Genomic DNA, 25,093 nt, shown 5'->3' with positions numbered 1-25,093 from the left:
CCCTAGGTGGCCCGTCCGGGTCGAGGCGAGGCGTTTTCCGCCGCCGGTCAGACCAGCTCGACGATCGTGGCGTTGGCCATGCCGCCGCCCTCGCACATGGTCTGCAGGCCGTAGCGGAGCCCGTTGTCCCGCATGTGCTGGAGCATGGTCGTCATGATCCGCGCACCGGAGCCGCCGAGCGGGTGGCCGAGGGCGATGGCCCCGCCGCGCGGGTTGAGCCGCTCCGGGTCCGCCTCGGTCTCCGCCAGCCAGGCAAGCGGCACCGGGGCGAACGCCTCGTTCACCTCGTACACCCCGATCTCCTCGATGCCCAACCCCGCGCGGCGCAGCGCCTTCGCGGTGGCCGGGATGGGCGCGGTGAGCATGGTGACCGGGTCGTCGGCGGCGACCACCGCGGTGTGGATCCGGGCCAGCGGGCGCAGGCCGTGCCGGCTGGCCCAGTCGGAGGTGGTCACGGCGAGGGCCGCAGCGCCGTCGGAGATCTGGGACGCGGACCCGGCGGTCACCACGCCGTCGGCGCGGAACGGGGTGGCCAGCTCGCCGAGCTTCTCCAGTGAGGTCTCCCGGCGGATGCCCTCGTCGGCGGCGAACGTGCCACCACCGGAGAGCGGCACCGGGGTCAGCTCCGGATCGAACGCGCCGGCGTCCTGCGCGGCGGCTGCCTTCTCGTGGCTGGCCAACGCGAACTCGTCGAGCTGGGTACGCGAGAGACGCCACCGCTGGGCGATCAGCTCGGCTCCGACCCCCTGGTTGAACGGCAGCGGCGCGTCGTCGGCGAAGCCCTCGACGCCCCGGTAACGGGCGCGTAGCTGGTCACTGAACGGCATGCCGCCGGCCACACTGGAGCCCATCGGCACCCGGGTCATCGACTCGACGCCACCGGCGACCACCAGATCGGCCTGGCCGGAGAGCACCGTCGCGGCGGCGAAGTGCAGGGCCTGCTGGCTCGAGCCGCACTGCCGGTCCAGCGTCGTGCCGGGCACCGTCTCGGGCCAGCCGGCGGCGAGCACGCCGTTGCGGGCGATGTTCCACGACTGCTCGCCAACCTGGGACACGCAACCCCAGAAGACGTCGTCGACCTGGGCCGGGTCGAGCCCGGTGCGCTCGGCGAGGGCGCGCAGCACGTGCGCCGAGAGGTCGACCGGGTGGACCGTGGCAAGGCTGCCCTTGCGCCGGCCGACCGGGGTACGTACCGCGCCGACGATGACCGCGTCACTCATCTGTACTCCCCGGTAACTTAGGCTGCCCAGATCCTACGTCGTCCAGGCCCGCCTGCGCCCGGGGCTCCGATCCGGCGAACCGCTGGCATGCTTGGCGGGTGAATGAGACCTCCCCGGACCGACAGTGGCGAGTGCCGTCGAGCCTGCCGGCGGCGAAGCTGGCCGGCGCGGTTCTGCTCGTCGCGCTCGGGCTGCTCTTCTCCGACGGCGACCCGGTCCGGCTCGCGGTGGCCGCCCTGGCCGCCGCGGCGCTGGCCGGCTGGGCGGTACGTGACCTGGTCGCGCCGGTCCGGTTGGCGGTGGACCCGGCCGGGCTCACCGTCATCCGCGGCTTCGCCGGCCGGCGGCTGCTGCCCTGGTCGACGGTCGAGGCGATCGCCGTCGACAGGCGGCCCCGGCTGGGTCTGACAAGCGAGACCCTGGAGATCGACGCGGGCAACTCGCTGCACCTGTTCGGCAGGTACGACCTGGGGGCCACCCCGGAGGAGGTGGCCGCCGCGCTGCGGGCCGCCCGCCCGAACGCCTGATCGGTCAACCGAGCAGGTAGGCGGTGCGGACCAGCACCAGAGCGAGCAGGACCAGCAGGACGACCCCGCCACCGATCGTCTGCACGAGCGTGCGCCGACTTCGTGGCGCGTACGCGAGCACCAACGCCAGCAGCCCGCCGACCACCAGCCCGCCCAGGTGCCCGGGGATCGAGATGCCCGGCACGGCGAAGGTGAAGACGAGGTTGATGACGAGGATCGGCACGATCGCCGAGGTGCTGTGGCCGAGACGTCGCATGATCACGAAGATCGCGGCGAAGAGCCCGAAGGTGGCCGTCGACGCACCGACGGTCGGCGACTGGTTGGCGGGGCTGAACAGGTAGACGGCGACGTTGCCGCCCAGGCCCGCGATCAGGTAGAGGGCGAGGAAGCGCGCTCGACCGAGCACCGCCTCCAACTCCCGGCCGAGCACCCACAGTGCCCACATGTTCAGCAGCAGGTGCAGCAACCCGTAGTGCAGGAACATGGCGGTGACAAGCCTGTACCACTCGCCGGCCGCGACACCGTGCACCGGGCCGAAGGGGACGTACGAGGCGTAGCCGAGCACGCCGCCCCAGCGGGTGAGTGGTGTCTCGCCGCCGGCCAGCCCCCCGAAACCCGAACCGCCCGCTGCCGCGTCACCACCCCGGTCGGACGCGATGGACAGAAGCATGAGCAGCACGTTCAGGGCGATGAGCCCCTTGGTGACGAGGCCGTGCCGGCCGGCCATACCGCCGCCGAAGGCGGTACGCGCCGGCCGGACACTGCGACGTCCCTCGTCGACGCACTCCGGGCACTGGTGCCCGACCGAGGCCTCCCGCATGCAGTCCGGACAGATCGGCCGGTCACAGCGGGTGCACCGGACGTAGGTCTCCCGGCCGGGGTGCCGGTAGCAGACCGGGGTGGTCGGCGGAGACTCGCTCACCGGGCCGACCCTCCGTCCGCCACCGCTCGGTCCACCGGCACCGGCCGTGCTCCGGAGCGCTCAATCATGCGAGCAAAGGTACCTCGCCAGTCGCTCAGGAAGCAGACCGCTCGATCTCGACCCGCTCGATGACGACGTCCTGGAGGGGACGGTCGCTCGGACCGGTCGGGGTGTTCGCGATCGAGTCCACGATCTTCACCGACTCCTCGTCGGCGACCTGGCCGAAGATGGTGTGCCGGTTGTTGAGGTGCGGCGTAGGGGACACGGTGATGAAGAACTGCGAACCGTTGGTGCCCGGCCCGGCGTTCGCCATCGCCAGCAGGTACGGACGGTCGAACCGCAGCTCCGGGTGAAACTCGTCGGCGAACTTGTAGCCCGGGCCGCCCCGACCGGTTCCGGTCGGGTCGCCCATCTGGACCATGAAACCGCTGATCACCCGGTGCGAGATGGTGCCGTCGTAGTACGGACCACTGCCCGGCTGACCGGTGCGCGGGTCGGTGTACTCACGGTTGCCCTCGGCCAGGTCGACGAAGTTGCGGACGGTCTTCGGCGCGTGGTTGGGGAAGAGCTCCAGCCGGATCGGGCCAGCGTTGGTGTGCAGGGTGGCGTAGACAGCCTCGGCCACGGGTACTCCTCACTCGTTGGTCAGTTCCATGCGGATCCTCCCATGTGCCCGATCTGGCATCGCGGAGGCATCCGAAGGTGGAGGATGACGAAGGAACAACTCCCAGGAGGTAGGACCGTGTTTCGAATCGGGCGGCGCAAGTCCCAGGGTCAGTTGGCCAAGGCCGAGCTGAACCAGAGCATCAGCCACCTGATGCAGGCAGCCAACCACGCCGCGAAGGGCGCCGGAGCGACAGTCGGCCCGCGGGTCCAGGTGGCCCGGGGCTACGTCGCACCGACGGCGGCGAGGGTTCGTGACCGTGCGTCGACCGGCTGGGGGACGACGCTCACCACGCTGGCACCGCTGGCGGCGGCGGCCCGTGACGGCGCCGCGCAGGCCGGGCCGCTGACCAGGAAGGCCAAGTCGAAGACCATGCGGATCACCGGTAAGAAGAAGCAGCCGCGCCGTCGCGGCTCGATGATGACTGGCCTGTTGGCGGCGGGTGCCATCGCCGGGCTGGCCGGCGCGGTGGCGCTGCGTCGTCGCCGCGAGCAGCAGGAGTGGGCCGAGTACGACCCGACCCGCAGCACCCTGGAGCCGATGCGCGACGAGGTCGACTCCATCGAGGTCCGTACGCCGTCCGCCACCCGGGGGTCCGACGGTTCCGCCATGACCGGCGCGGCGGGGATGACCGGCGCGGGCAGCTCGGCGGTGGCCGGCGGCACCAGCGCCAGCACCACCGGCACGACCAAGCAGACCGGCGTCCGCCCGACCGACAAGGTCCCGTCGGTCGCCGAGGGCGCCACCGACGTCTCCGGTCGGCCGACCGACGACCTCACCAAGGCGCTGGGCAAGGACACGGCCCGCAACGGCCGCCGCTGAGGCCAGCGGCAGCGCATCAGGTGCCGGCGAGCGGGTCGACCCCGCCCGCCGGCACCTGCGCGTCGCGGGTCAGAGCCAGCCGTTGCGGCGGAACCAGCGGTAGAGGGCCAGCGACACGCCGAGCATGAGAGCCAGAGCCACCGGATAGCCGTACGTCATCTTCAGCTCGGGCATGTTGTCGAAGTTCATCCCCTCGACGCCGGCGATCGAGGTCCAGACCGCGGCGATTGCCGCCCAGGCGGCGATCTTGCGCATGTCGTTGTTCTGGTCGACGGTGACCTGGGCCAGCCGCGCCTGGAGGATCGAGTTCAGCAGGTCGTCGTAGGAGTTCACCTGCTCCACGGTGCGGCTCAGGTGGTCCTGCACGTCCCGGAAGTACTTGCGGATCTCCTTGGGCACGTCCCGGTTGACCTGTGAGGTAAGCGTCATCAGCGGCCGTTGCAGCGGCACCACCGCCCGCTTGAACTCCACCAGCTCCCGCTTCATCTGGTAGATCCGCTGGATCCGCCCGTGGCCGTGCCGGTCGAAGACCTCCGCCTCCAGCGTGTCCAGGTCGTCCTCGATCTGCTCGGCCACCTCCAGATACAGGTCGACCACCCGGTCGGTCACCCCGTACGCCACCGCCCACGGGCCGTGCAGCAGCAACTCCTGCTTGGTCTCCAGGTCGGCGCGGATCGGGGCGAGCCGGCAGGCGTCGCCGTGCCGGACGCTGATCACGAAGTTCGGGCCGATGAAGAGCATCACCTGCCCGGTCTCCACGACCTCGGAGTTCTCGGTCAGCTCGGTGTGCTCGCAGTAACGGGCGGTGCGCAGCACCAGGAAGACGACGTCGCCGAACCGCTCCAGCTTGGGCCGCTGCTCGGCCTTGACCGCGTCCTCGACCGCCAGCTCGTGCAGGCCGTAGGTCTCCGCGATCGCGGTCATCTCGGCCAGCTCCGGCTGGTGCAGGCCGATCCAGACGAAGCCGTGCTCCTCGCGGCGGGCCGCGGCCAGCGCCTCCGCGTACGTCCAGTCACCGGGCTGCCGCTTGCCGTCGACGTAGAGCGCGCAGTCGACCACCGCGCTGCGGTCGGTGCCGGTCGGGGCCGGCACGGGCGGCGAGCCGTCGGCGTTGAGGATCCGGGTCATCGCCCGGACCGGGGAGGGCCACGCCCGAGGCCGTAGGACCCGACCGGCGGTCGACGGTGCCGTCCGGTCCCGCTCTGTCCGATCCGTCATCGCGTCACCTCCCGCGCTCGGCTGCGGCTTGCAGGCTACGCCGACCGCGGTCGAGGAACGGTGTGACGGCGGTCGCGTGGAGGGGCGGCGCCGGGCGGGCCGGGCCGCATCGGGGGGTGTGCGGGGGACGACACGGCCCGCCCGGCACCTGTGGGGGCGGGAGGTGTGCTGCCGCGTCGACCCGGGCTGGGCCGGCCCGGAGACCGGGCGACTTCCGCAGCTGACGGGGTGACGCTCGCAGCATTGTGGGCCAGCCGGCCGCCCGGAGGGGAGCCCCGGGACGACCGGCATCGTCGTTCTGTCGGGTACCCGACAGACGGCTCAGCTGCGAACGGCCTCGACGGCCTCCGCGAGCCGCCGGACGCCCTCGTCGATCCGGTCGGCGGTCACCGCCGAGAAGGCCAGTCGTAGGGCGTGGCGTCCGCCGTCCAGCATGAAGTCGCTGCCCTTGACGACAGCTACCCCGCGCTCGGCCGCCGCCGGGGCGAGCCGATCGACGAGCACGTCCTCCGGGAACTCCACCCAGAGGAAGTAGCCGCCGTCGGGCTCCACGAACCGCGCCTGCGGCAGGTGCCGACGCAGCGACTCGGCGAGCACCTGGGCCCGCTCACCAAGCGCCGCCCGGACCGTCTCGATCGAGCGGTCGATGTCACCGGAGACGCAGAACTGGTGCACGATCGCCTGGGACACCATCCCGGGGGAGATGTAGAGGCTCGTCGCGTTCTTCGCGATCGAGGCGATCAGGTCGGCCGGGCCGACCAGGTAGCCGACCCGCACGCCCGGGCAGACCGTCTTGGTGAAGCTCGACGCGTGCACCACCACGTTGCGGGTGTCAAGCGAGAGCATCGACGGCAGCGCCTCGCCACGGAAGCGGACGTCCGCGTACGGGTCGTCCTCGAAGATCGTGAACTCGTACTCGGCGGCCAGGTCCAGCAGCTCCCGACGCTTCTCCAGCGACAGCGTCATGCCGGCCGGGTTCTGGTAGTTCGGGATGACGTGCGCAAGCCGGGGCCGGACCCCGGACTCCAGCAGCTTGCGCAGCTCGGCAGTGTCCAGGCCGTCCGGCTGGACCGAGACGCCGTGCAGCTCGCTGCCCATCCGCTTGAGGTTGAGCAGCGTCCGGTCGTACGTCGGGCGCTCCACCACCACCGTGTCGCCGGGGCGGACCAGGTGGTCGAAGAGGAACGCGTCGGCCTGGAGCGACCCGTTCGTGACCAGCACCTGGTCGGCCTCGACCCCATGCTTCTCGGCGATCCACTTCCGCAGCGGGACGTACCCGACGGAGGTGCCGTACGCCGTCACCCCCGCGGGGTCGGCGTCGAAGGCGCGGACGGCGGCGGCCTTGAGCCCCTCGACATCGACGATGTCCAGCGAGGGAGCCCCACGGGCGAAGGAGATCAACTGCTCGGCGGTCATGGATGTTGAGCGTACGGGCGGCAGCGGGGAACGCGCGGTCGGCACGGCGATGTCCGCATCCTGAGCCACCGGGTCGGGTGACCCTCCTCGTCCGGTCGGCCGCAGATCAGACCGGAAGGGCGAGCGCGTCGTGCTGCGCCGCCCGGGAAAGCCCGTCAAACTGCACGCCGAGCGCGTCGAGGAGCTGGCTCCAGTCGAAGTAGGAACGCCAGGCGGTGATCCGACCCTTGCGAGCCCGAACCACGTCTGCCACCTCCCAGCTCACCAGGCGGCCGGTGGGCGCGACGGTGCCGTACGGCGAGTGCAGGGTGCCGGTGTGGGTGCCGGTCAGACGCAGCTCGACGGCGGCGCCACCGCCCGTGCGGACCGCACCGATCGGGTCGACCCGCAGGTCCGGAAAGGCGCCGGTCCAGGTACGCAGGAGCGCCGGCAGCTCGATGGGGCGGACCGTCACACCCGGCATGGCGTAGAACGCCTCCGGGGCGTAGAGATCCGGAAGGCGGGCCACGTCCCGACGCAGGAGCATGGCGTACTGCTGCTCGACCAGCCGCTCCACGTCGCGCATCGGGACCTCCCCCACGGCCACGGCACCTCCGCGCCCGTGAGGGGATGCTTACCCATCGATCCGACCCGGCACACCACCCCCGGTCAGGTCGTCGCGACCGCCTGGCTCTCCGACCAGACCCGCATGATGTCCCGTACGGAGATCACGCCGGCCACCTCCCGGCCGTCGAGCACCACCAGGTGCCGGAACCCGCCCCGGGCCATCGCGGCGGCGGCCTCGGCCACCGTCCATTCCGGCCCGGCGTAGACGACGTCCCAGGTCAGGTGGGCGCCGGTGCGTTCCACGTCGCAGTCGAGGCCAGCGCCGATGGCCTTCAACACGTCGCGTTCGGTCATGATCCCCACGCCCTCGGAGTCCGGGTCGATCACGACCGCCGACCCGACACCGCGGGCCGACATCATCCGGGCCGCCTGGCGGAGCGTGTGCTCCGGACCGACGACGAGGACCTGGCTGGACATCGCATCCCGTACCTGCATCACGCATCACCCCTTTGGGACGGTGGCATTCGGTACGGACATGGTGGTCGGTGGATGTTTCCGGGACAAGAGCGGCATCGCACATGCTGCGGAGGCTGGCTACTGTCGGATGGTGTCCACCGAGCCCCTGCGCTGCGCCGGCGCGCTGATCGTCGACCACGACGGCCGCATCTTCTTCCAGCGCCGGTCACCCCACCGACGCCTGTTTCCCGACTGCTGGGACATCGTCGGCGGCCACCTGGAGCCGGGCGAGGACATCGACGAGGCGCTACGCCGGGAGATCACCGAGGAGACCGGCTGGGTCCTCTCGCACGTCCTGGGCCAGGTGGGCGAGTACCACTACGTCGGCGACGACGGTCTGGCCCGGACCGAGTACGACTTCCTGGTCCGCGTCGACGGCGACCTCGACCGCCCGACGCTCGAGGCCGGCAAGCACACCGAGTACCGCTGGCTGGCCGAGCACGAGGTGACGGTGCTCGACGAGCACCGCGACGTCAACGACGGGCTGATCCGGCGGATCGCGGAGGAGGGCTTCGCCGCCCTGCGGTCGATCGGTCTGTGAACACCGTCGAACTGACGCCCCACCGGATCGCCGGGCTACTCGCACCGGCCGTGGACCGGACCTTCCGCGCCGGCATGCTCGCCGGCCGGGACGGTGGTGGCGCCGAGCTGTCCCAGCGGTACGGCGGAGTGACGGCGACCGGCTTCCTCGTCGACCTGCGCACCCGGCTGGCCGCGCCCGGTGGCACCGTCGACGGGCCCGGGTTCGCGGCGATCACCCGCTACCAGGACCCGGTCGTCTGCCGGCGGACCGTGGACAAACAGGTGGCACACGGGATGGTCTACCGCGGCCCGGACGGCGCCCTCTCGGCCACCGAGCGTGGCGCCGCCTTCCTCGCCGAGCTGTACCAGGTGCACGCCGAGGTCACCGAGGAGCTGTGGGCGGGGCACGACGACCGGGTGGCCCGGCTGGTGGCCGTGCTCGGCCGACTGCTGTCGTACGCCCTGGTGCTCGCCGACGAGGAGGAGAACCCGGGCGACTCGGCCTTCACCGCGCTGGCGCCCCCGTACGAGCCGGACGGCACCCCGTTGGGCGTGCTGCTGCTCAACCGGCTCGGCGCGCTGCGACACCACCGGGCCGACGCGCACGCCGCCGCCTGGACCGCCGCCGGGCACACCGCGTCGAGCATCGCCGCCCTGCCGATCGGCCCCGAGCGGCTCGCCATCGAGCTGGAGACCGACCGGCGGGCCGCCGGCCCGTACGCCGCGCTCGGCACCGAGGAGCGCCTGACCATGCTCGCCGACCTGGCGGCCTTGCCCGGCTGACCCGGTTGACCGGAGCGGCACACCCGGCCGGCGCTATCCTCCAGCGGTGACCGGAGCAGGACGAGGGAGGATGTCGCGATGATCGGAATGGTGCTCGCGGCCGGCGCGGGACGACGGTTGCGCCCGTACACCGACACCCTGCCCAAGGCGTTGGTGCCGGTGGACGGCGAGACGACGATCCTGGACATCGCGCTCGGCAACCTCGCCGAGGTCGGGCTCACCGACATCGTGATCGTGGTCGGCTACGCGGCGGACGCGGTCGTCTCCCGCCAGGCGGACCTGGAGAAGAAGTACGGCGTCACGCTCACCCTCGTGCACAACGACAAGGCCGAGGAGTGGAACAACGCCTACTCGCTCTGGCTCGCCCGGGAGCACTTCGCCCGTGGGGTCCTGCTTGTCAACGGGGACACCGTGCACCCGGTGAGCGTGGAGAAGACCCTGCTCGCCGAGCGTGGGCCGGGCATCCTGCTGGCCGTGGACACCCTCAAGCCGCTGGCCGAGGAGGAGATGAAGACCACCTTCGACGCCGCCGGCCAGCTCACCCGCATCACCAAGCTGATGGACCCCGGCGAGGCGTACGGGGAGTACATCGGCGCGACGCTCATCGAGCCGCAGGTCGCCGACGCCCTCGCCGACGCGCTGGAGGCGACCTGGCGACGGGACCCGAACCTCTACTACGAGGACGGTTACCAGGAGTTCTCCGACCGGGGCGGGGAGGTGCGGGCGGCGCCGATCGGTGACGTCCCGTGGGTCGAGGTCGACAACCACGCCGACCTGGCCCGTGCGCGGGAGATCGCGTGCCGCTACTAGCTCGGAGCGTCCTCACCCCGCTGCACATCGACGTGCGACGCGGGGCGGTCGCCGACCTGGGCGCGATCCTGGCCGACGGGCGGATCTCCTCCGGGGGTGACGTCGCGGTGGTGGTCGGGCCGGGTCAGGGTGCCCAGATCGCGGAGCTGATCCGGCCGTCGCTGCGCTCGGCGGACGTGTTCACCGTCTCCGGCGGGACGCTCGACGCCGCCGACGACCTGGGCGGCAAACTGCGCGCCCGGTCGTACGACGCGGTCGTCGGCATCGGCGGCGGCAAGACCATCGACGTGGCCAAGTACGCGGCGACCCGTCGAGGGCTACCGATGGTGTCGGTGGCGACGAGTCTCGCCAACGACGGGATCGCCTCCCCGGTGGCCAGCCTGATCACCGACGGGATCAAGGGCTCCTACGGCGTACACATCCCGATCGGGGTGATCGTCGACCTGGACTTCGTGGAGAGCGGCCCGGACCGGCACAACCGGGCCGGCATCGGCGACGTGGTCAGCAACATCAGCGCGCTCGCCGACTGGGAGCTGTCCCGGCAGGTACGCGGTGAGCCGGTCGACGGGCTGGCCGCCTCGCTCTCGCGGGCGGGCGCCGAGGCGGTGCTCAACCACCCGGGCGACATGAGCGACGACGCCTTCGTGACCGTCCTCGCCGAGGCGTTGATCTCGAGCGGCCTGGCGATGGCCGTCGACGGCACCAGCCGTCCGTGCAGTGGGGGCTGCCACGAGATCATGCACGCGGTCGACGCGCTCTTCCCCGGGACCGCGTCGCACGGCGAGCTGGCCGGGCTGGGTGCGCTGTTCTGCACCTGGCTGCGCGGGGACCTCCGCCGCTTCGGCGAGATGTCGGCCTGCCTGGCCCGGCACGGTCTGCCCCGGCTCCCCGCCGAGGTGGCGCTCACCGACGACCAGTTCATCGAGGCGGTGCAGTTCGCGCCGCGTACCCGGCCGGATCGGTACACCATCCTCGAACACCTGGCACTGTCGCCTACCGAGACCCGGGAACGGCTGGCAGACTACGCCGGTGCAATCCGCGACCAGCTTGGCTGACCCCCGTCCCACCGTCGCCGACTTCCACCGGGTGAACCGGGGCGGCGGCCTGTTCAGCGAGTCGATCAGCCAGTGGCTGGGGGCCGTCTTCGCGCTCGTCGCCCAGCGGCTCGGGCTGCGACCGACCGCGTTGACGATCACCAACCTGGTGCTCGGGCTGGCCACCTCCGTCACCGTGGTGGCGCTCGCCGGCCCGGTCGCCGCCGGGGACGTACCGGCCTGGGTGGTCGGTCTGCTCGCCCTGGTCGGCTGGCAGGTGGCGTACTCCCTGGACTGCGCGGACGGGCAGCTGGCCCGGGTCACCGGCCAGGGCAGCGCGGCCGGTGCCCGTGTCGACGTGCTCTGCGACGTGGCCGCGCAGATCGCCCTGGTGGCAGCGCTGGCCGCCACCGCCGTGGCGCAGGAGCCGTCCACGCCGACCTGGCTCGTGGCGACCTTCGCCGGCACCTGGATGGTCAACCTGGTGACGTCGGTGATGCAGACCGGCCCGAACGCGGCGAGCATGGTCACCTCGACCTCGCTGCCGGTACGCCTGGTGAAGCTTGTGCGCGACTACGGCGCGGTGATCTTCGTGGCCGCCCTGGTGCTCGCCGTGGCTCCCGCGCTGGCCCTCTGGGTGATGATCGCCTTCACCATCGTCAACGGTGGCTTCCTGCTTGCCAGCATCGCCTTCTCGGCCCGCGCCTCCCTACGCTGACCCGCCCCGCCCGGAAGATCCATCGATCATGCCGGGAAGGCGGGGTGGTCGGGGCGGAGCAAGGCCGCCCGGGGCGAGGTTCAGACGTGGTCGGGGGTACGGGACAGGCCGGCGTAGACGTCGATGAGCCGCTTCGTGACCACGTCCGGGTGGAAGGTGCGTTCGTAGCGGGCGCGGGCGGTCAGGGCCAGTCCGGGCGCACCTGCGCGGGCGACCGGCAGGGCGGCTGCGAGCGCGGCTGGCTCCGGCGCGACCACCCAACCGGCCTCACCCTGGGCGATCCCGGCCGGCATCGCCGACCGCCCGACCCCGGGTGCGATCGGTGAGGCGACCTCGGCGGCGACCGGCGAGGCGACCGCGGAGGCGACCGCGGCGGGCCCGGTGCCGGCGGGCTCGTGCGGGGCGTCCGCCCCGACCAGATACGGAATGCCACCCAACGCCGTCCCGAGCACGGGGCGGCCGCTCGCCAACGCCTCGATGATCACGGTGGGCAGCACGTCGTGCCACATCGCGGCGGCGATCACCACGGCGCTCGCCTCGACGGCGGCCTGCACGCCGGCCCGGTCGAGCTGACCGAGGTAGACCACGTCGGGTCGCTCGGCCGCGGCCGCCTCCACGAGTGGGCGCAGTTCACCGTCGCCGGCCACCCGCAGCGTGCCCAGGGAACCCACCGGGTGCCGACGCCAGGCGTCCAGCAGCAGGTCGACACCCTTCTCCGGAGATAGTCGGGCCATGTAGAGGAACCCGTCACCGAGCGGCGCCGGCCGGCCCGGGTCGGGTACGGAGTTCGGCTTCACCACGATGCGGTCGTCCGGAATGCCGTAGTCGCGGAGGTGGTCGGCGATCGCCGAGGTGAGCGCGATGTACCGATCCACCGAGCGCCAGGTGCCCCGGTGCACGGCCAGGGTGGTCGCCATCAACGCGCTCTGCGCCGCCGAGTCGCGGTAGCAGCGGTGCTTGATCGCCGGCACACCCAACGCCCGACCCTTGCAGTCCTGACAGATCACGCCGTCCCGGAAGTAGATCCCCGACGAGCAGACCTGCCGGTAGTTGTGCACCGTCTGCACCACCGGCACGCCGTGCCGGTGCGCGGTCCGCACCACCCAGGGCGAGAGCAAGGGGTACGGGTTGTGCAGGTGCAGAACGTCGGGTCGGTGCTCGGTGAGCAGCCGGCTCAGGTCGTGCTGGGCGCGCGGCGCCCAGATCGGCGAGATCGGCAGGAGCGCCTTCGCCACCTTCGACATCGACGGGATCTCGTCCGAACTGCGGATGAAGGGCAACACCTCGACGCCAGCGGCGGTGAGCTGGGCGATCTCCGAGTCGACGATCGTGTTCTCACCGGAGGGCTGGGCTTCCCGGTACCGGTTGTGCGCCACCACGATTCTCACTGAGCTTGCCCTTCGTTCGCGGCTGTGCCGACTGTTGCTCGCGACTGCGGGGCTCGCAAGCTCACTCCTCGCGCTCGCGGCGGGGAGTCGCGAGCTCATTCCTCACGCTCACGGGAAAGAAGGCTACCGTTGGCTGATGCCCGAACTACCGGAGGTTGAGGCGCTCGCGGGTTACCTGCGTCAGCGCGCGGTGGGGCGGCGCGTCGATCGGCTGGAGATCGCCGCGATCAGCGCCCTGAAGACGTACGAGCCGGCGCCCACCGAGGTCGCCGGTCGGGCGGTGGTCGACGCCGGTCGGCACGGCAAGTTCCTCGATGTCCTCTTCGAGGGTGACCTGCACCTTGTGGTGCATTTGGCGCGCGCCGGCTGGCTGCACTACCGGGAGGCCTTCCCCGCCACCACTCCGCTGCGCCCGGGTAAGGGCCCGATCGCCGTGCGGGTACGCCTGGACGACGGTTCCGGCTTCGACCTCACCGAGGCGGGCACCCAGAAGAAGCTCGCCGCGTATCTGGTCACCGACCTCGCGGCGGTCCCCGGGGTGGCCAAGCTGGGCCCGGACGCGCTCGCCGCGGACCTGCCCACCTTCGCCGAGCGGCTGCGAAGCCGGCGGGGGCAGGTCAAGGGGGTGCTGACCGACCAGTCGGTGCTCTCCGGGGTGGGCAACGCGTACTCCGACGAGATCCTGCACGCCGCGAAGCTGTCCCCGTTCGCGATCACCGACCGGCTCACCGACGCTCAGATCGCCACCCTGCACGCCGCCACCCGACAGGTCCTCGGCGACGCGGTCGAACGGTCCCTCGGTCAGCGGGCCGCGGAACTCAAGGGCGAGAAGCGCTCCGGGCTGAAGGTGCACGCGCGCACCGGGCTGCCCTGCCCGGTGTGCGGGGACACCGTCCGCGAGGTGTCGTTCGCCGACTCCAGCCTCCAGTACTGCCCGACCTGCCAGACCGGTGGCAAGCCGCTCGCTGACCGTCGGTTGTCCCGCCTCGTACGGTGAGTAATTCCACTTCAGGACTACCGAGTGGAATCGCCCTCACTGAGTGGAAGCTCCGGTCCGCCGTTCTGGTCAGGCGCGCATCCATCGGTATAGTGGCCCGGTCCCCGGCTTCTGAAAAGGTGCGGAGCCGGCCAGATCCCGCCAGCACCGTCGATCGCCAATCTCCATCGGAGCGGCGACCGCTCGGAGCCCGCGTGGGAGACTGGGACGGTGGGCGACCGGGCCCTCACGCCGAGTGAGCGGCCCGTGTCATGCGGGAGGACATGGGTGAGGTGACGGCAAGCCTCCAGCGCCCGGTAACCAACGAAGGCCGGAGCAGACTCGTGCGGCACGTCGACAGCTTCGAGATCCAGCCGCCGACGCCGCCGTCCCACAACGGCGTACCCCGGTCGGCCTGGGCCCGAGCGCGACGCCGTGTCTCCCGCTGGCACCGCCCCTACACGGCGATCCTGCTGCTCCTCGACTTCGGCGCGGCGGCGTTCGCAAGTTGGATCGCGATCCAACTGTTCGATCAGGCCGCCTCCGGGTTCTCCGACCTCAAGCAGGACCCGACCTGGTTCCACACCGTCTCCTACCTGCTGCTTCCGCTCGGCTGGGTGGTCATCCTCTGGAGCAACCGGGCCTACGACCGGCGCTACCTGGGGCTCGGGCCGGACGAGTTCAAACGGGTCATCCGGGCCGCGGTGACAGTCGCCGCGAGCGTCTCGTTCCTCGCCTTCGCCACCAAGACCGCGCTGTCCCGCTGGACGGTCGGCACCGCGCTGCTCGGGGCGCTGCTGTTGATCCTGTGGGGCCGTTTCGTGGCCCGCTGGGCGTTGCACTACATCCGGCGGCGCGCCGGTCAGGCCGCGCACCGGATGGTGCTTGTCGGCACCCTGCCCGAATGTCTCGAGGTCTACGCGGCGGTCACCCGCAGCCCGGCCGCCGGGCTGATGCCCGTCGCCATCCACATCACCGACGGGTACGCGGCGGCCCGAGGCATGCCGACCCCGGTTCCGGTGTACGCCGGACGCGACGTGCTGGCGCTGGTCCGTGAGGTCGGTGGGGACACCATCGCCGTCTGCGGGTCGGCCAGCGCCGAGCCGGGCGAGCTGCGCCGGCTGGCCTGGCAGCTGGAGGGCTCCGGCGTCGACCTGGTGGTCGCCCCGCAGTTGACCGACATCGCCGGGCCCCGGGTGCACATCCGGCCGATCGAGGGTCTGCCGCTGCTGCACGTCGAGGAGCCGACCCTCTCCGGGCCGGCACTGCTGGCGAAGAACCTGATGGACCGGGTCGCCGCCGGCCTCGGCCTGCTGCTGCTGATCCCGCTCTTCCTGGCCATCGCCGTGGCGATCCGGATCTCCGACCCCGGGCCGGTCTTCTTCCGCCAGCCCCGGGTGGGGCACGAGGGGCGCACGTTCCGGGTGTGGAAGTTCCGGACCATGTACGTCAACGCCGAGGACCGGCTGGCCAGCCTGGTCGACCGCAACGAGACCGACGGCATGCTCTTCAAGATGAAGGAGGACCCTCGGGTCTTCCCGGTCGGTCGTTTCCTCCGGGCCACCTCGCTCGACGAGCTACCCCAGCTGATCAACGTGCTCTGGGGTGAGATGTCGCTCGTCGGGCCCCGACCGCTGCCGGCCGACGACGGTGACTTCCTTGGTGACGTCCGCCGCCGCCTGTTGGTCCGCCCCGGCATGACGGGGCTGTGGCAGGTCTCCGGCCGCTCCGACCTGTCCTGGGACGAGTCGGTCCGACTGGACCTCTACTACGTCGACAACTGGTCGCTGGCGTACGACCTGAGCATCCTGTGGCGCACGGTCGGGGTGGTGCTCGCCCGCAAGGGCGCGTACTAGAGGGTTGGCGCGACGGCCCGCAGGGGTGAGGATCGCTGCGTGGCTGCCAACCTCTCCGCCGTGGTCGGCGTCGTCTCACTCGTCACCGCGCTGACCGCAGCCCTGTTCGCGGTGCTGCGGCTGCGGGCCCGGCGCGGCATCGCCACCGCCACCCAGCGGGCCACCTACGAGGTGCTGCACACCGCCGGCCTGGCCGCCGACCCGCTGCGCGCGGGGCTGAGCGAGGCGGGCGCGGCGAAGGCCGTACGCCATCTGCGAGCTCTGGTTGGCGCGGCCGGGCTGGCGCTCACCGACGTCGACCGGCTGCTGGCCCTCGACGGACGAGGCACGCACCACGCAGCGGAACTGCTCGCGGCGGCCCAGCGAACGGTGTGCTCCGGCCGCTCGACCGTGCTCGGTGAGCAGGAGTTGCACTGCGATCGGGTGGACTGCCCGATCCGGGGTGCGGTGGTCGCACCGTTGCTGGCTGCGGACGGCCGGGTGGTCGGCGCGCTGGTTGCGGTCGCCGACAGCCCGCCACCTCCGGGGTTGGTGCAGGCCACCCTGGAGACGGCGCACTGGGCCGGCAACCAGCTCGCGCTGGCCGAGCTGGACTCGTCACGGGAGCGGCTGGCCCGCGCCGAGATCCGGGCGTTGCGGGCGCAGATCAGCCCGCACTTCATCTACAACGCGCTTACCGCGATCGGCTCGTTCGTGCGCACCGACCCGGAGCGGGCCCGGGAGTTGATCCTGGAGTTCGCCGAGTTCACCAGGTACTCGTTCCGGGCGCACGGGGAGTTCACCACGCTTGCCGAGGAGCTGCGGTCGATCGACCGTTACCTGACCATCGAACGGGCCCGGTTCGGCGACCGGTTGCAGGTGCGGTTGCAGATCGCCCCGGAGGTGCTGCCGGTGACGTTGCCGTTCCTCTGCCTCCAGCCGCTGGTGGAGAACGCGGTTCGCCACGGGTTGTCCCGCAAGCCGGGCACGGGCATGGTGAGCATCGAGGCTCGGGACGCGGGCGCCGAATGCCACATCACCGTGGAGGACGACGGAGTGGGAATGGATCCGACCACGCTTACCGCCGGCATCGCCGAGCTGGCCCGCGGCACCGGCGACCCGGGTGACGACACGGGCCAGCACGTCGGCCTCTCCAACGTCGACGAGCGGTTGCGCTCGGTCTTCGGGGACCGCTTCGGCCTGGTCGTGGAGACCGGGCTGGGCTCGGGCACGAAGGTGAGCATGCGGGTGCCGAAGTTCCATCCGGGCGTACGGGCCGGGTCGTGAGCGAGCGAACCGGGATGGGCGCGGTGAACGCGTCCGGCTTCCTGCGCGTCCTCGCGGTGGACGACGAGCCGCCCGCGCTCGACGAGCTGGCGTACCACCTGCGGGCCGACCCCCGGGTGGCCCGGCTGCACACGGCCGGGGATGCCACCGAGGCGCTGCGGCTGCTGCGCGACGCGGACGTGGACGTGGTCTTCCTGGACATCCGGATGCCCGGCCTGGACGGCATGGAGCTGGCCCGGGTGCTGCGCCGCTTCGCCCGGCCACCGGCGATCGTGTTCGTCACCGCGTACGACGACGGCGCGGTGGACGCCTTCGATCTGGGCGCCACCGACTACGTGCGGAAGCCGGTTCGCGCCGATCGGTTGGCCGAGTCGCTGCGCCGGGTGATCGGTTCGCGGGTGGTGCCGTCGCACCCGGCGGCGTTGGCCCGCGCCGAGGAGGACCCGACCATTCCCATCGAGTTGGCCGGGACCACCCGGATGCTGCCCCGCTCGGCGGTGCGCTGGGTGGAGGCGCAGGGCGACTACGCCAGGTTGCACACCGCCGAGGGGTCGCACCTGGTGCGCGTCTCGCTTGCCACGTTGGCGGAGCGCTGGGCCGACGCCGGTTTCGTTCGGGTGCACCGGTCGTACCTGGTCCAGTTGAAGCTGATCGCGGAGCTGCGGCTCGTCAACTCCGGCTACGTGGTGGTGATCGACTCTACTGAGCTGCCGGTGAGCCGGCGGCACACCAGAGAGCTGAAGGACAAGCTGGTCAGGGCCGCGAAACAGGATTGGAGTCGCTGAGTCGGGAATGGGCAGAGCCCTACCGTACGTTGTACGCTAGTCCGTACGACTTCCGGGAGGCCTGCCGTGACCGAGACCCCGTTCCACGCCGAAACCGAATTCGACAGGCAACTCGACCGACTGGTGCAGCTCGGTTATCCCGCCCTCGCCGGGCTTACCGAGAGCGCCTTCCGTGGCCTGGTCGCACCACTGCGGGCGCGCGCCGTCGAGGGCGCCGCCGGGCTGCCCGCCCCCACCGATGCCCGGACGCCGTTCCTGCTTGTCGTCGCCCGGGAGCTGATCGGGGTGCCGGAGCGGGTGGAGCTGACCACCCTTGCCGGCAAGAGCAAGCCCGGTGTCGTCGACCGGAACTACGCCGAGGACGACCTGCCCCGCTTCGACCCGATCAAGGAGTTGGAGGTGCCGGCCGGGCCGGCGTACCTGCTCTTCGACGTCGACCGGGGAGAGGAGTTCCGGAACCTGGCCCCCGCCACCGCGATGGAGGGGATCACCGCGCGGGGTCGACTACCGCTGAGCATCGACGAGGGGCTCGCCTTCATCACGCTGCACCCGACCGCCTTGGCGAGCAACAGGTGCTTCTCGCTCGTCGGCTCCCGCTGCGGCGACAAGCGGGTGCCGGCGCTCTGGATCAGCCAGGGCGCACCCAAGCTGGGCTGGTGCTGGTACGGCAACCCGCACACCTGGCTCGGCTCCGCCTCGGCCCGACCGGAACGCATCGGCCTGGAGTGACAGTCGGACGCCGACGTTGCGCAGGCCGAGGGGCCAAGCCCTGAGGTCAGAAGATGTCGGCCAGCGGCAGGACGAGAGGAAACGGCTGCTCGGTGCGGTAGCACTCACCGGTCGGCAGAACGGCGTGCTCGCGGTAACCGCCCGCGCCGTTCCCCAGCACGGTCAGGATCTGCTTACGGGGGTCCACCAGCCAGTAGAGCGGAATGCCGGCGGCCGCGTACCCGTGCCGTTTGAGCACCAGGTCGCGGCCGGCGTTGCTCGGTGAGATCACCTCGACGACGAGGAGCACGTCGGCCGGGTCGAGCGCGGCACCGCCGCTGTCCAGTGCGCTCTCCCTGGCGACGAAGAGATCGGGCACGAAGTAGGACGAGCGTTGCGCGCTGACCCCGATGTCCTGACCGACGAGCACACCGGCGGGGGCCTGCCGGTCGAGGATGCGGCGGAGGCGGTTGGCGACCGCGCCGTGGAAGACGTCCGCATGGGGGGACACGAGCAGGCTCCCGTCGAAGATCTCGTAGACCTGGTCGTCCTCGGGGAGGCTCTGGAGGTCGTCCACCGTCCAGGCGTCGCCCCAGCCGGGCCGGGCAGGGTTGGTCACCGTCGCACCTCCTCTCTACCCGACCACCCTGACAGCTCGGTCGGTTGTCCACAACGAGCCTCGGGAGTTGCCACACGCCAGCGGGCGTGGTCCCCGAGTTATCCACAGGCGTGAACAGTTCTCCACAGGTTGTTCACAACGCGACCCAACGATCTCCATGGCCGATCCCTACAGTCAGGACCCATGAACGAACGCCGGGTCCTGGTGGTCGAGGACGAACGAACCATCGCCGAGTCCATCGCCGCCCGCCTGAGGGCCGAGGGTTTCACCGTGGAGATCGCGGCGGACGGGCCGAGCGCGGTCGCCCAGTTCCACGCCGGACAGCCGGATCTCGTCGTCCTCGACGTCATGCTGCCCGGCTTCGACGGCCTGGAGGTGTGCCGCCGGATCCAGGCCGACCGACCGGTGCCGGTGCTGATGCTCACCGCCCGGGACGACGAGACCGACCTGCTCGTGGGGTTGGCCCTCGGCGCGGACGACTACCTCACCAAACCGTTCTCGATGCGGGAGCTCACCGCCCGGGTGCACGTCCTTCTGCGTCGGGTGGAGCGGGCCGCCGCCACTCCCGCGCCGCCCGCCATCCGCCTCGGCGACATCGAGATCAACGAGGCCGAGCGACGGGTCCGCCGGGCCGGCGCGGACGTGCACCTCACCCCGACCGAGTTCGACCTGCTGGTCCACCTCGCGGGGCGACCCCGCACGGTGCTCCCCCGGGAACGGCTGCTCGCCGATGTCTGGGGGTGGGGTGACGGGAGCGGCACCCGCACCGTGGACAGCCACATCAAGGCCCTGCGCCGCAAGCTGGGCGCGGACCTCATCCGCACCGTGCACGGGGTCGGCTACGCACTGGAGCTGCCGTCGTGACGGCGACCCTGCTCACCCGCCTGGACCGGGTGCTGGAGCTGCTGCCCCGACCGCTGGACCCGGTGCGCTCGATCAAACTGAAGCTGGGCGTGCTGCTCGTCGCGTCCGGCGCGGCGGGGCTGGCCTACTTCTCGTACGGCATCGGCTGGCCGCCACCGGTCACCTCGGCGACCGCGATCGCCGTCGCCCTGCTCACCTCGCAGGTGCTCGCCCACGGCATGACCTCGCCACTGCGGGACATGACCGCAGCCGCCGGTGCGATGGCCCGGGGCGACTACACCCGTCGGGTGCGTGCCACCTCCCGAGACGAGGTCGGTGAGCTGGCCCAGGCGTTCAACAAGATGGCCGAGGACCTGCACGCCGCCGACCAGCGCCGACGCGAGCTGATCGCGAACGTCTCGCACGAGTTGCGTACGCCGATCACCGCGTTGCAGGGCGTGCTGGAGAACATGGTGGACGGGGTGGCCGACCCCGAACCCGCGGCGCTGCGCTCGGCGTTGGCCCAGACCGAACGGCTCGGGCACCTCGTCGCCGACCTGCTCGACCTGTCCCGCCTCGACGCGGGCGTGGTGCCGCTGCGGCGCGTACGCATCGACGTGGGGGACTTCCTCGACGAGGCGGTGGAGCACGCCACGGCGAGCGCGTCCGGTGCCGGTCTGGACGTGCGCTTCCAACTCCGTGACCTGCCGGCGCCGCTGACGGTCCACGCGGACCCGTGGCGGCTGCACCAGGTCTTCGCGAACCTGCTCGACAACGCGGCGCGACACAGCCCACCCGGTGGCATGGTGCGGGTCAGCGCGGAGGAACACGGCGACCAGCTCAGCTTCGAGGTGAGCGACGAGGGCCAGGGCATTCCGCCGATCGAGCGTTCCCGCGTCTTCGAGCGGTTCACCCGAGGCGACCGGTCGGCCGGCGGCGGGACCGGGCTCGGCCTGGCCATCGCCCGTTGGGTCGTCGAACTGCACGGCGGTCGGATCCGCGTCCTCGACCCCGCCCGACCAGTCCACGGTGCCCGGCCCGGCTGCCGCATCCAGGTCACCATCCCGTGCGACGGGCCATCCCGAGGAGAGGCAGCATGACCAGCCCCGGCAGTAGCCCGCTCCCGGCCACCGGGCCGCAGGACTCCCCGGCGGTGAGGCCCGGCCCGGCTGCCACACCTGTCGCCGGCCGACCTCAGGCGTCGCCGCTCACACCTGCCCCGCCCCGGCCCCCGTCGCTGATCACGCGCCGCTGGCCGGGGCCTCCCGACTCCGCCCGCCCGCTGGCGCTGGGGGCGCTGGCGGCTGCGGCGGTCGTCGGCGCGTCGACCCTGACGATGGTTCGTCCTGGTCTCGGCTGGCTGGTGGCGGCGCTTGCAGTCACCGCCGCCCTCGTCGCCGCCAGCGTCCAGGCGGCCACCGCCCGTCCCGGTGCCACGGGGGCACCGGGGCGGGCGGAACAGGCCATCTGGGCCGTCTCGACTGTCGCGCTGACAGCCGTCGGCACGGTCCGGGCCGCGGCCTGGCTCTTCGCCCTCTGCCTGCTCGCGGCCCTGGTGACCGGGACTCTCGCGGTGACCGGCGCGCGGAGCCCGCTCGGGATGCTGCTCGCCGCGACACTGCCGCCCGCCGCGGCGGTACGGGCCCTCCCGTGGGCGGCACGCGGAGTACGGGACACCCGCCCGGCGGGGTCCGGAATCGGCTTCGGGCGCATCCTCACCAGCCTGGCGATCTCCGCCGTGCTGTTGGCGCTGTTCGGGGTGCTCTTCGCCTCCGCCGACGCGGTCTTCGCCGAGCTGGTCACCGGCCTACTGCCGGACGTCTCGCTGCCCGCCGCGATCGGCTGGACGTTCCGCCTGGTGCTGATCGGCGGTGTGCTGCTCGGAGGCGCGTACCTGGTCAGTCGCCCACCCGACCTGGAGGGCCTACGGCCGCCGCCGTCGCGCCCGGTCCACCGGCTGGAGTGGACAGTTCCGCTGGTGTTGCTCGACGCCCTGTTCGCGGCGTTCGTGCTGGTCCAGCTGACGGTGCTGTTCGGCGGCGCGGGGCACGTGCTGCGGACGGCCGGGCTCACGTACGCCCAGTACGCCCGGGGTGGTTTCTGGCAACTGCTCGCCGTCACCGCGCTCACCCTGCTGGTGATCGCCATCGCCGCTCGCCGCGCACCGAAGGCCACCCGGGCAGACCGGCTGCTGGTCCGGATCCTGCTCGGCACGCTCACCGTGCTCAGTCTGGTGATCGTCGCCTCGGCGCTGTACCGGATGCAGGTCTACGCCGACGCCTACGGGGCGACCCGGCTGCGGCTCGCCGTGGCGACCGTGGAGCTGTGGCTCGGCCTGCTCTTCCTCCTGGTCGGGGTCGCCGTGGTGCGGCTGCGGGCCGAGTGGCTGCCCCGGTTGGTGATCGGCACGGCGGTGCTGGCCCTGCTCGGCCTGGCACTTGTCGATCCGGACCGGCTGATCGCCGACCGGAACGTCGACCGTTACCTGCAGACCGGCCGGTTGGACGTCGACTACGTGTCCGGGCTGTCGGCCGACGCCGTGCCGGCGCTGGCCCGCCTACCCGACCCGATCCGCGTCTGCGCGCTGACCCAGATCGCCGCCGAGCAGCCCCGGGACGGCCTCTGGGCGACGAACCTCGGTCGGCTGCGGGCCCGAGCGGAACTCGACACGATTCCGGTGAACACCACCCTGACCTACTGCCTCGACCTGAAGCGCTGGTGAGCGTGAACGCTTGACAATCGCGCACGGCGGGCGAGACTGCCGGGGTGGCCAAGCAACTCCCGGACGTGGGGTCGAGCGGTGCGGTGCCGCCGCCCCGGCGGTCCCGGATCGTGCTGGCCGAGATCACCCGGCAGGACACCCGCGCCGACCGGACCCGCGCCGAGCTGGCCCAGCAGACCCAGGTCGGTGAGGCGCTGGTCCGCGGCCTGGTCCGGGCCCAACTCGCGTTGGCGCTGCGGCTGTCCCTGGTGGTGGCCATCGGGTTGGGCGGGCTGCCCTGGCTGTTCGCGATCGCGCCGTCGCTCGGCCGGACCACAGTCGCCGGCGTCAACCTGCCGTGGCTGCTGCTCGGAGTGGCCTCCTTCCCGTTCCTGATCGCCGTGGGCTGGGCGTACGTACGGTTGGCCGAGCGCAACGAGCAGGACTTCACCGACCTGGTGCAACGGCCGGAGCGCTGAGTGGGCAACGACTTCGTGGTCCCGGCCATCGTCGCGGTCACCCTGGTCACCGTCGGGATCGGCTTCTACGGGCTGCGGTTGGCCCGCACCACGTCCGACTTCCTGGTGGCGTCGCGGGCGATCAGCCCGACCTGGAACGCCGCCGCCATCGGTGGGGAGTACCTGTCGGCGGCGAGCTTCCTCGGCATCGCCGGGCTGGTCCTCAAGTACGGCGTGGACGTGCTCTGGTATCCGGTCGGGTTCGCCGCCGGCTACCTGGCCCTGCTGCTCTTCGTGGCTGCGCCGCTGCGCCGCTCCGGGGCGTTCACCCTGCCCGACTTCTGCGAGCTGCGGCTGGGGTCGCATCGACTCCGCATCCTGGCCACCGCCTTCGTGATCTTCATCGGTTGGCTGTACCTGGTGCCGCAACTCCAGGGCGCCGGGCTGACCCTGGCCACGGTGGCCGGCTCCCCGTACCCCCTCGGTGCCCTGCTGGTGGCCGCCGTGGTCACCGCGAACGTGGCGTTGGGCGGCATGCGGGCCATCACCTTCGTGCAGGCCTTCCAGTACTGGCTCAAGCTGACAGCTCTCGCCGTACCCGTCATCTTCCTGGCCCTGCAGTGGCAGGCCGACGGCCGCCCGGCGGTGACCCCGCCCGACGGGCCGACGTTCCGGGCCGCGACCACCGTCGTGGTCGAGCACCGCGCGACCCTCACCCTGCCCGACGGCGACATCCGGGAGGTACGCCCCGGCGACGAGCTGACCTTCGCCGCCGGTGATCCGGTGCCGGGCGTCTCCGGGGTGGCCACCGACGCCAACGACTGGTTGCTGCCGAGCGCCGCCGGCGACGACGACCGGGGACTGTTCGCCACGTACTCGCTGATCCTGGCCACCTTCCTGGGCACCATGGGTCTGCCGCACGTGCTCGTCCGCTTCTACACCAACCCGGACGGCGCGGCGGCGCGCCGGACCACCCTCGTCGTGCTGGCGCTTGTCGGCGCCTTCTACCTCCTCCCCACCCTGTACGGCGTGCTCGGCCGGATCTACACCCCGCAACTGCTGCTCAGCGGCCAGACCGACGCGGTGGTGGTGCTGCTGCCCGGCGCGGCCCTGGGCGACGGGCTGACCGGGCGCCTGCTCGCCGCGCTCGTCGCCGCGGGCGCGTTCGCGGCGTTCCTCTCCACCTCGTCCGGCCTGCTGACAAGCGTCGCCGGGGTGATCTCGACGGACGTGCTCGGTCGGGGCTCGGTACGCGGATTCCGGCTGGCCACCGTCATCGCCGGTGGTGTGCCGGCGGTGCTGGCGCTGCACGTCTCCGGACTGGACGTGTCGCAGGTCGTCGGGCTGGCCTTCGCGGTCGCCGCGTCGAGCTTCTGCCCACTGCTGGTGCTCGGCATCTGGTGGCGCGGGCTGACCGACGTGGGCGCCACGGCCGGCGTGGTGGTCGGCGGTGGCGCCGCGATCGGCGCGGTGGTGGTCACCGTGCTCGGCCCGGCGCTGTCCGGCTGGCCGGCCACGCTCATCGCGCAGCCGGCCGCCTGGACGGTGCCGCTGGCCTTCACCGTGATGGTCGTCGTGTCGATGGCAACCCGCCGGCGGGCCCCGGCCGACGTCGCGGCCACCATGCTCCGCCTGCACACCCCGGAAGCCCTCCGCATGCAATGAGCGCGAAGATCCCGCCGACGCTTCTATAGGTGGGCCGGTTCCGGGAGGTTGGCATCGGTAGGGTTCGACGTCGGTGATCGACGAGTGACTCATGCAAGATCTGGCCGCCA

Annotated in this window: 26 protein-coding genes; 17 read left to right on the top strand and 9 right to left on the bottom strand. The window is 71.9% G+C overall.

The window, feature by feature from the left end; translation table 11 throughout:
* Positions 1-47 precede the first annotated feature (47 nt).
* A complete protein-coding gene (locus tag ACWER9_RS20795) occupies positions 48-1,220 on the bottom strand; it encodes a thiolase family protein (protein WP_452303392.1) in 1,173 nt (390 codons plus the stop codon).
* Positions 1,221-1,318: 98 nt separating this feature from the next.
* On the opposite strand from ACWER9_RS20795, the gene ACWER9_RS20790 reads away from it, so the two are divergent.
* Positions 1,319-1,747 carry a PH domain-containing protein gene (locus tag ACWER9_RS20790; RefSeq protein WP_452303391.1) on the top strand — a complete coding sequence of 143 codons (429 nt, stop codon included), beginning with the start codon at positions 1,319-1,321 and terminating at the stop codon, positions 1,745-1,747.
* 4 nt (positions 1,748-1,751) lie between these two features.
* On the opposite strand, the gene ACWER9_RS20785 is transcribed toward ACWER9_RS20790, so the two are convergent.
* Together ACWER9_RS20785 and ACWER9_RS20780 are read right to left on the bottom strand one after the other, a co-directional pair.
* Positions 1,752-2,669: a rhomboid family intramembrane serine protease gene (locus ACWER9_RS20785; protein ID WP_452303390.1), complete on the bottom strand. Its 918-nt coding sequence runs from the start codon at positions 2,667-2,669 to the stop codon at positions 1,752-1,754.
* Between the two features lie 94 nt (positions 2,670-2,763).
* A complete protein-coding gene (locus ACWER9_RS20780) occupies positions 2,764-3,294 on the bottom strand; it encodes a peptidylprolyl isomerase (protein WP_091396894.1) in 531 nt (176 codons plus the stop codon).
* Positions 3,295-3,378: 84 nt separating this feature from the next.
* Between ACWER9_RS20780 and ACWER9_RS20775 the strand changes: the two genes are divergently transcribed.
* On the top strand, positions 3,379-4,155 hold the full coding sequence (locus ACWER9_RS20775; protein ID WP_452303389.1) for a hypothetical protein: 777 nt from the start codon (positions 3,379-3,381) through the stop codon (positions 4,153-4,155).
* A 69-nt stretch (positions 4,156-4,224) separates the two neighbouring features.
* Here the strand turns inward: ACWER9_RS20775 and corA are convergent, their stop codons facing one another.
* From corA to ACWER9_RS20755, 4 genes are all read right to left on the bottom strand, one after another.
* Positions 4,225-5,373, bottom strand: coding sequence for a magnesium/cobalt transporter CorA (gene corA / locus ACWER9_RS20770; protein WP_452303388.1), 1,149 nt, complete (start codon positions 5,371-5,373; stop codon positions 4,225-4,227).
* A gap of 321 nt (positions 5,374-5,694) precedes the next feature.
* The gene (locus ACWER9_RS20765; RefSeq protein WP_452303387.1) at positions 5,695-6,789 is read right to left on the bottom strand and encodes an aminotransferase-like domain-containing protein; all 1,095 of its coding nucleotides are present in this window, start codon (positions 6,787-6,789) and stop codon (positions 5,695-5,697) included.
* A 106-nt stretch (positions 6,790-6,895) separates the two neighbouring features.
* The gene (locus ACWER9_RS20760) at positions 6,896-7,354 is read right to left on the bottom strand and encodes an ester cyclase (protein ID WP_452303386.1); all 459 of its coding nucleotides are present in this window, start codon (positions 7,352-7,354) and stop codon (positions 6,896-6,898) included.
* An 83-nt stretch (positions 7,355-7,437) separates the two neighbouring features.
* Positions 7,438-7,830 (bottom strand): CBS domain-containing protein, encoded by a 393-nt coding sequence (locus tag ACWER9_RS20755; RefSeq protein ID WP_030487774.1) that lies wholly within the window; start codon positions 7,828-7,830, stop codon positions 7,438-7,440.
* A 109-nt stretch (positions 7,831-7,939) separates the two neighbouring features.
* Between ACWER9_RS20755 and ACWER9_RS20750 the strand changes: the two genes are divergently transcribed.
* From ACWER9_RS20750 to ACWER9_RS20730, 5 genes are all read left to right on the top strand, one after another.
* Positions 7,940-8,392: an NUDIX hydrolase gene (locus ACWER9_RS20750; protein ID WP_452303421.1), complete on the top strand. Its 453-nt coding sequence runs from the start codon at positions 7,940-7,942 to the stop codon at positions 8,390-8,392.
* The gene (locus ACWER9_RS20745) at positions 8,389-9,156 is read left to right on the top strand and encodes a hypothetical protein (protein WP_452303385.1); all 768 of its coding nucleotides are present in this window, start codon (positions 8,389-8,391) and stop codon (positions 9,154-9,156) included. The genes ACWER9_RS20750 and ACWER9_RS20745 overlap by 4 nt, the downstream gene beginning before the upstream one ends.
* A 78-nt stretch (positions 9,157-9,234) precedes the next feature.
* A complete protein-coding gene (locus tag ACWER9_RS20740; protein ID WP_452303384.1) occupies positions 9,235-9,966 on the top strand; it encodes a phosphocholine cytidylyltransferase family protein in 732 nt (243 codons plus the stop codon).
* Entirely contained in the window at positions 9,954-11,021 is a 1,068-nt protein-coding gene (locus tag ACWER9_RS20735) for an iron-containing alcohol dehydrogenase family protein (RefSeq protein WP_452303383.1), read from the top strand. The genes ACWER9_RS20740 and ACWER9_RS20735 overlap by 13 nt, the downstream gene beginning before the upstream one ends.
* Positions 10,996-11,718, top strand: coding sequence for a CDP-alcohol phosphatidyltransferase family protein (locus ACWER9_RS20730; RefSeq protein WP_452303382.1), 723 nt, complete (start codon positions 10,996-10,998; stop codon positions 11,716-11,718). The genes ACWER9_RS20735 and ACWER9_RS20730 overlap by 26 nt, the downstream gene beginning before the upstream one ends.
* Positions 11,719-11,798: 80 nt before the next feature.
* On the opposite strand, the gene ACWER9_RS20725 is transcribed toward ACWER9_RS20730, so the two are convergent.
* Positions 11,799-13,106 (bottom strand): glycosyltransferase, encoded by a 1,308-nt coding sequence (locus ACWER9_RS20725; protein ID WP_452303381.1) that lies wholly within the window; start codon positions 13,104-13,106, stop codon positions 11,799-11,801.
* Positions 13,107-13,242: 136 nt separating this feature from the next.
* Here ACWER9_RS20725 and ACWER9_RS20720 point away from each other — a divergent pair, with 136 nt between their 5' ends.
* The 5 genes from ACWER9_RS20720 to ACWER9_RS20700 all read left to right on the top strand — a co-directional run bounded on the left by ACWER9_RS20720 (position 13,243) and on the right by ACWER9_RS20700 (position 18,718).
* Positions 13,243-14,103, top strand: coding sequence for an Fpg/Nei family DNA glycosylase (locus tag ACWER9_RS20720; protein WP_452303380.1), 861 nt, complete (start codon positions 13,243-13,245; stop codon positions 14,101-14,103).
* 263 nt (positions 14,104-14,366) lie between these two features.
* Positions 14,367-15,938, top strand: a complete 1,572-nt coding sequence (locus ACWER9_RS20715) for a sugar transferase (RefSeq protein ID WP_357348701.1) — start codon at positions 14,367-14,369, stop codon at positions 15,936-15,938.
* 39 nt (positions 15,939-15,977) lie between these two features.
* Positions 15,978-17,204: a sensor histidine kinase gene (locus ACWER9_RS20710; protein WP_452303379.1), complete on the top strand. Its 1,227-nt coding sequence runs from the start codon at positions 15,978-15,980 to the stop codon at positions 17,202-17,204.
* A gap of 14 nt (positions 17,205-17,218) precedes the next feature.
* Complete coding sequence (locus tag ACWER9_RS20705; RefSeq protein WP_452303420.1) at positions 17,219-17,989, top strand: LytR/AlgR family response regulator transcription factor; 771 nt, start codon at positions 17,219-17,221, stop codon at positions 17,987-17,989.
* A 66-nt stretch (positions 17,990-18,055) separates the two neighbouring features.
* Positions 18,056-18,718: a DUF5701 family protein gene (locus ACWER9_RS20700; protein WP_452303378.1), complete on the top strand. Its 663-nt coding sequence runs from the start codon at positions 18,056-18,058 to the stop codon at positions 18,716-18,718.
* Positions 18,719-18,764: 46 nt separating this feature from the next.
* On the opposite strand, the gene ACWER9_RS20695 is transcribed toward ACWER9_RS20700, so the two are convergent.
* Positions 18,765-19,316, bottom strand: a complete 552-nt coding sequence (locus tag ACWER9_RS20695; protein WP_452303377.1) for a Uma2 family endonuclease — start codon at positions 19,314-19,316, stop codon at positions 18,765-18,767.
* A 183-nt stretch (positions 19,317-19,499) separates the two neighbouring features.
* Here ACWER9_RS20695 and ACWER9_RS20690 point away from each other — a divergent pair, with 183 nt between their 5' ends.
* Genes ACWER9_RS20690 through ACWER9_RS20670 form a run of 5 tightly spaced genes read left to right on the top strand, consistent with a single transcriptional unit; the run spans position 19,500 to position 24,983 of the window.
* Positions 19,500-20,180 carry a response regulator transcription factor gene (locus ACWER9_RS20690; RefSeq protein ID WP_452303376.1) on the top strand — a complete coding sequence of 227 codons (681 nt, stop codon included), beginning with the start codon at positions 19,500-19,502 and terminating at the stop codon, positions 20,178-20,180.
* Positions 20,177-21,259 carry an ATP-binding protein gene (locus ACWER9_RS20685; RefSeq protein ID WP_452303375.1) on the top strand — a complete coding sequence of 361 codons (1,083 nt, stop codon included), beginning with the start codon at positions 20,177-20,179 and terminating at the stop codon, positions 21,257-21,259. Before ACWER9_RS20690 ends, ACWER9_RS20685 begins: the two co-directional genes overlap by 4 nt.
* Entirely contained in the window at positions 21,256-22,881 is a 1,626-nt protein-coding gene (locus ACWER9_RS20680) for a DUF4153 domain-containing protein (protein WP_452303374.1), read from the top strand. The genes ACWER9_RS20685 and ACWER9_RS20680 overlap by 4 nt, the downstream gene beginning before the upstream one ends.
* A 44-nt stretch (positions 22,882-22,925) precedes the next feature.
* Positions 22,926-23,339 (top strand): hypothetical protein, encoded by a 414-nt coding sequence (locus ACWER9_RS20675; protein WP_452303373.1) that lies wholly within the window; start codon positions 22,926-22,928, stop codon positions 23,337-23,339.
* The gene (locus ACWER9_RS20670) at positions 23,340-24,983 is read left to right on the top strand and encodes a sodium/solute symporter (RefSeq protein ID WP_452303372.1); all 1,644 of its coding nucleotides are present in this window, start codon (positions 23,340-23,342) and stop codon (positions 24,981-24,983) included.
* Positions 24,984-25,093 lie beyond the last annotated feature (110 nt).

The organism is Micromonospora sp. NPDC003944 (assembly GCF_053605225.1).
Note: the sequence above shows the minus strand (reverse complement) of the source record. Positions and strands in the feature narration are given on the sequence as shown.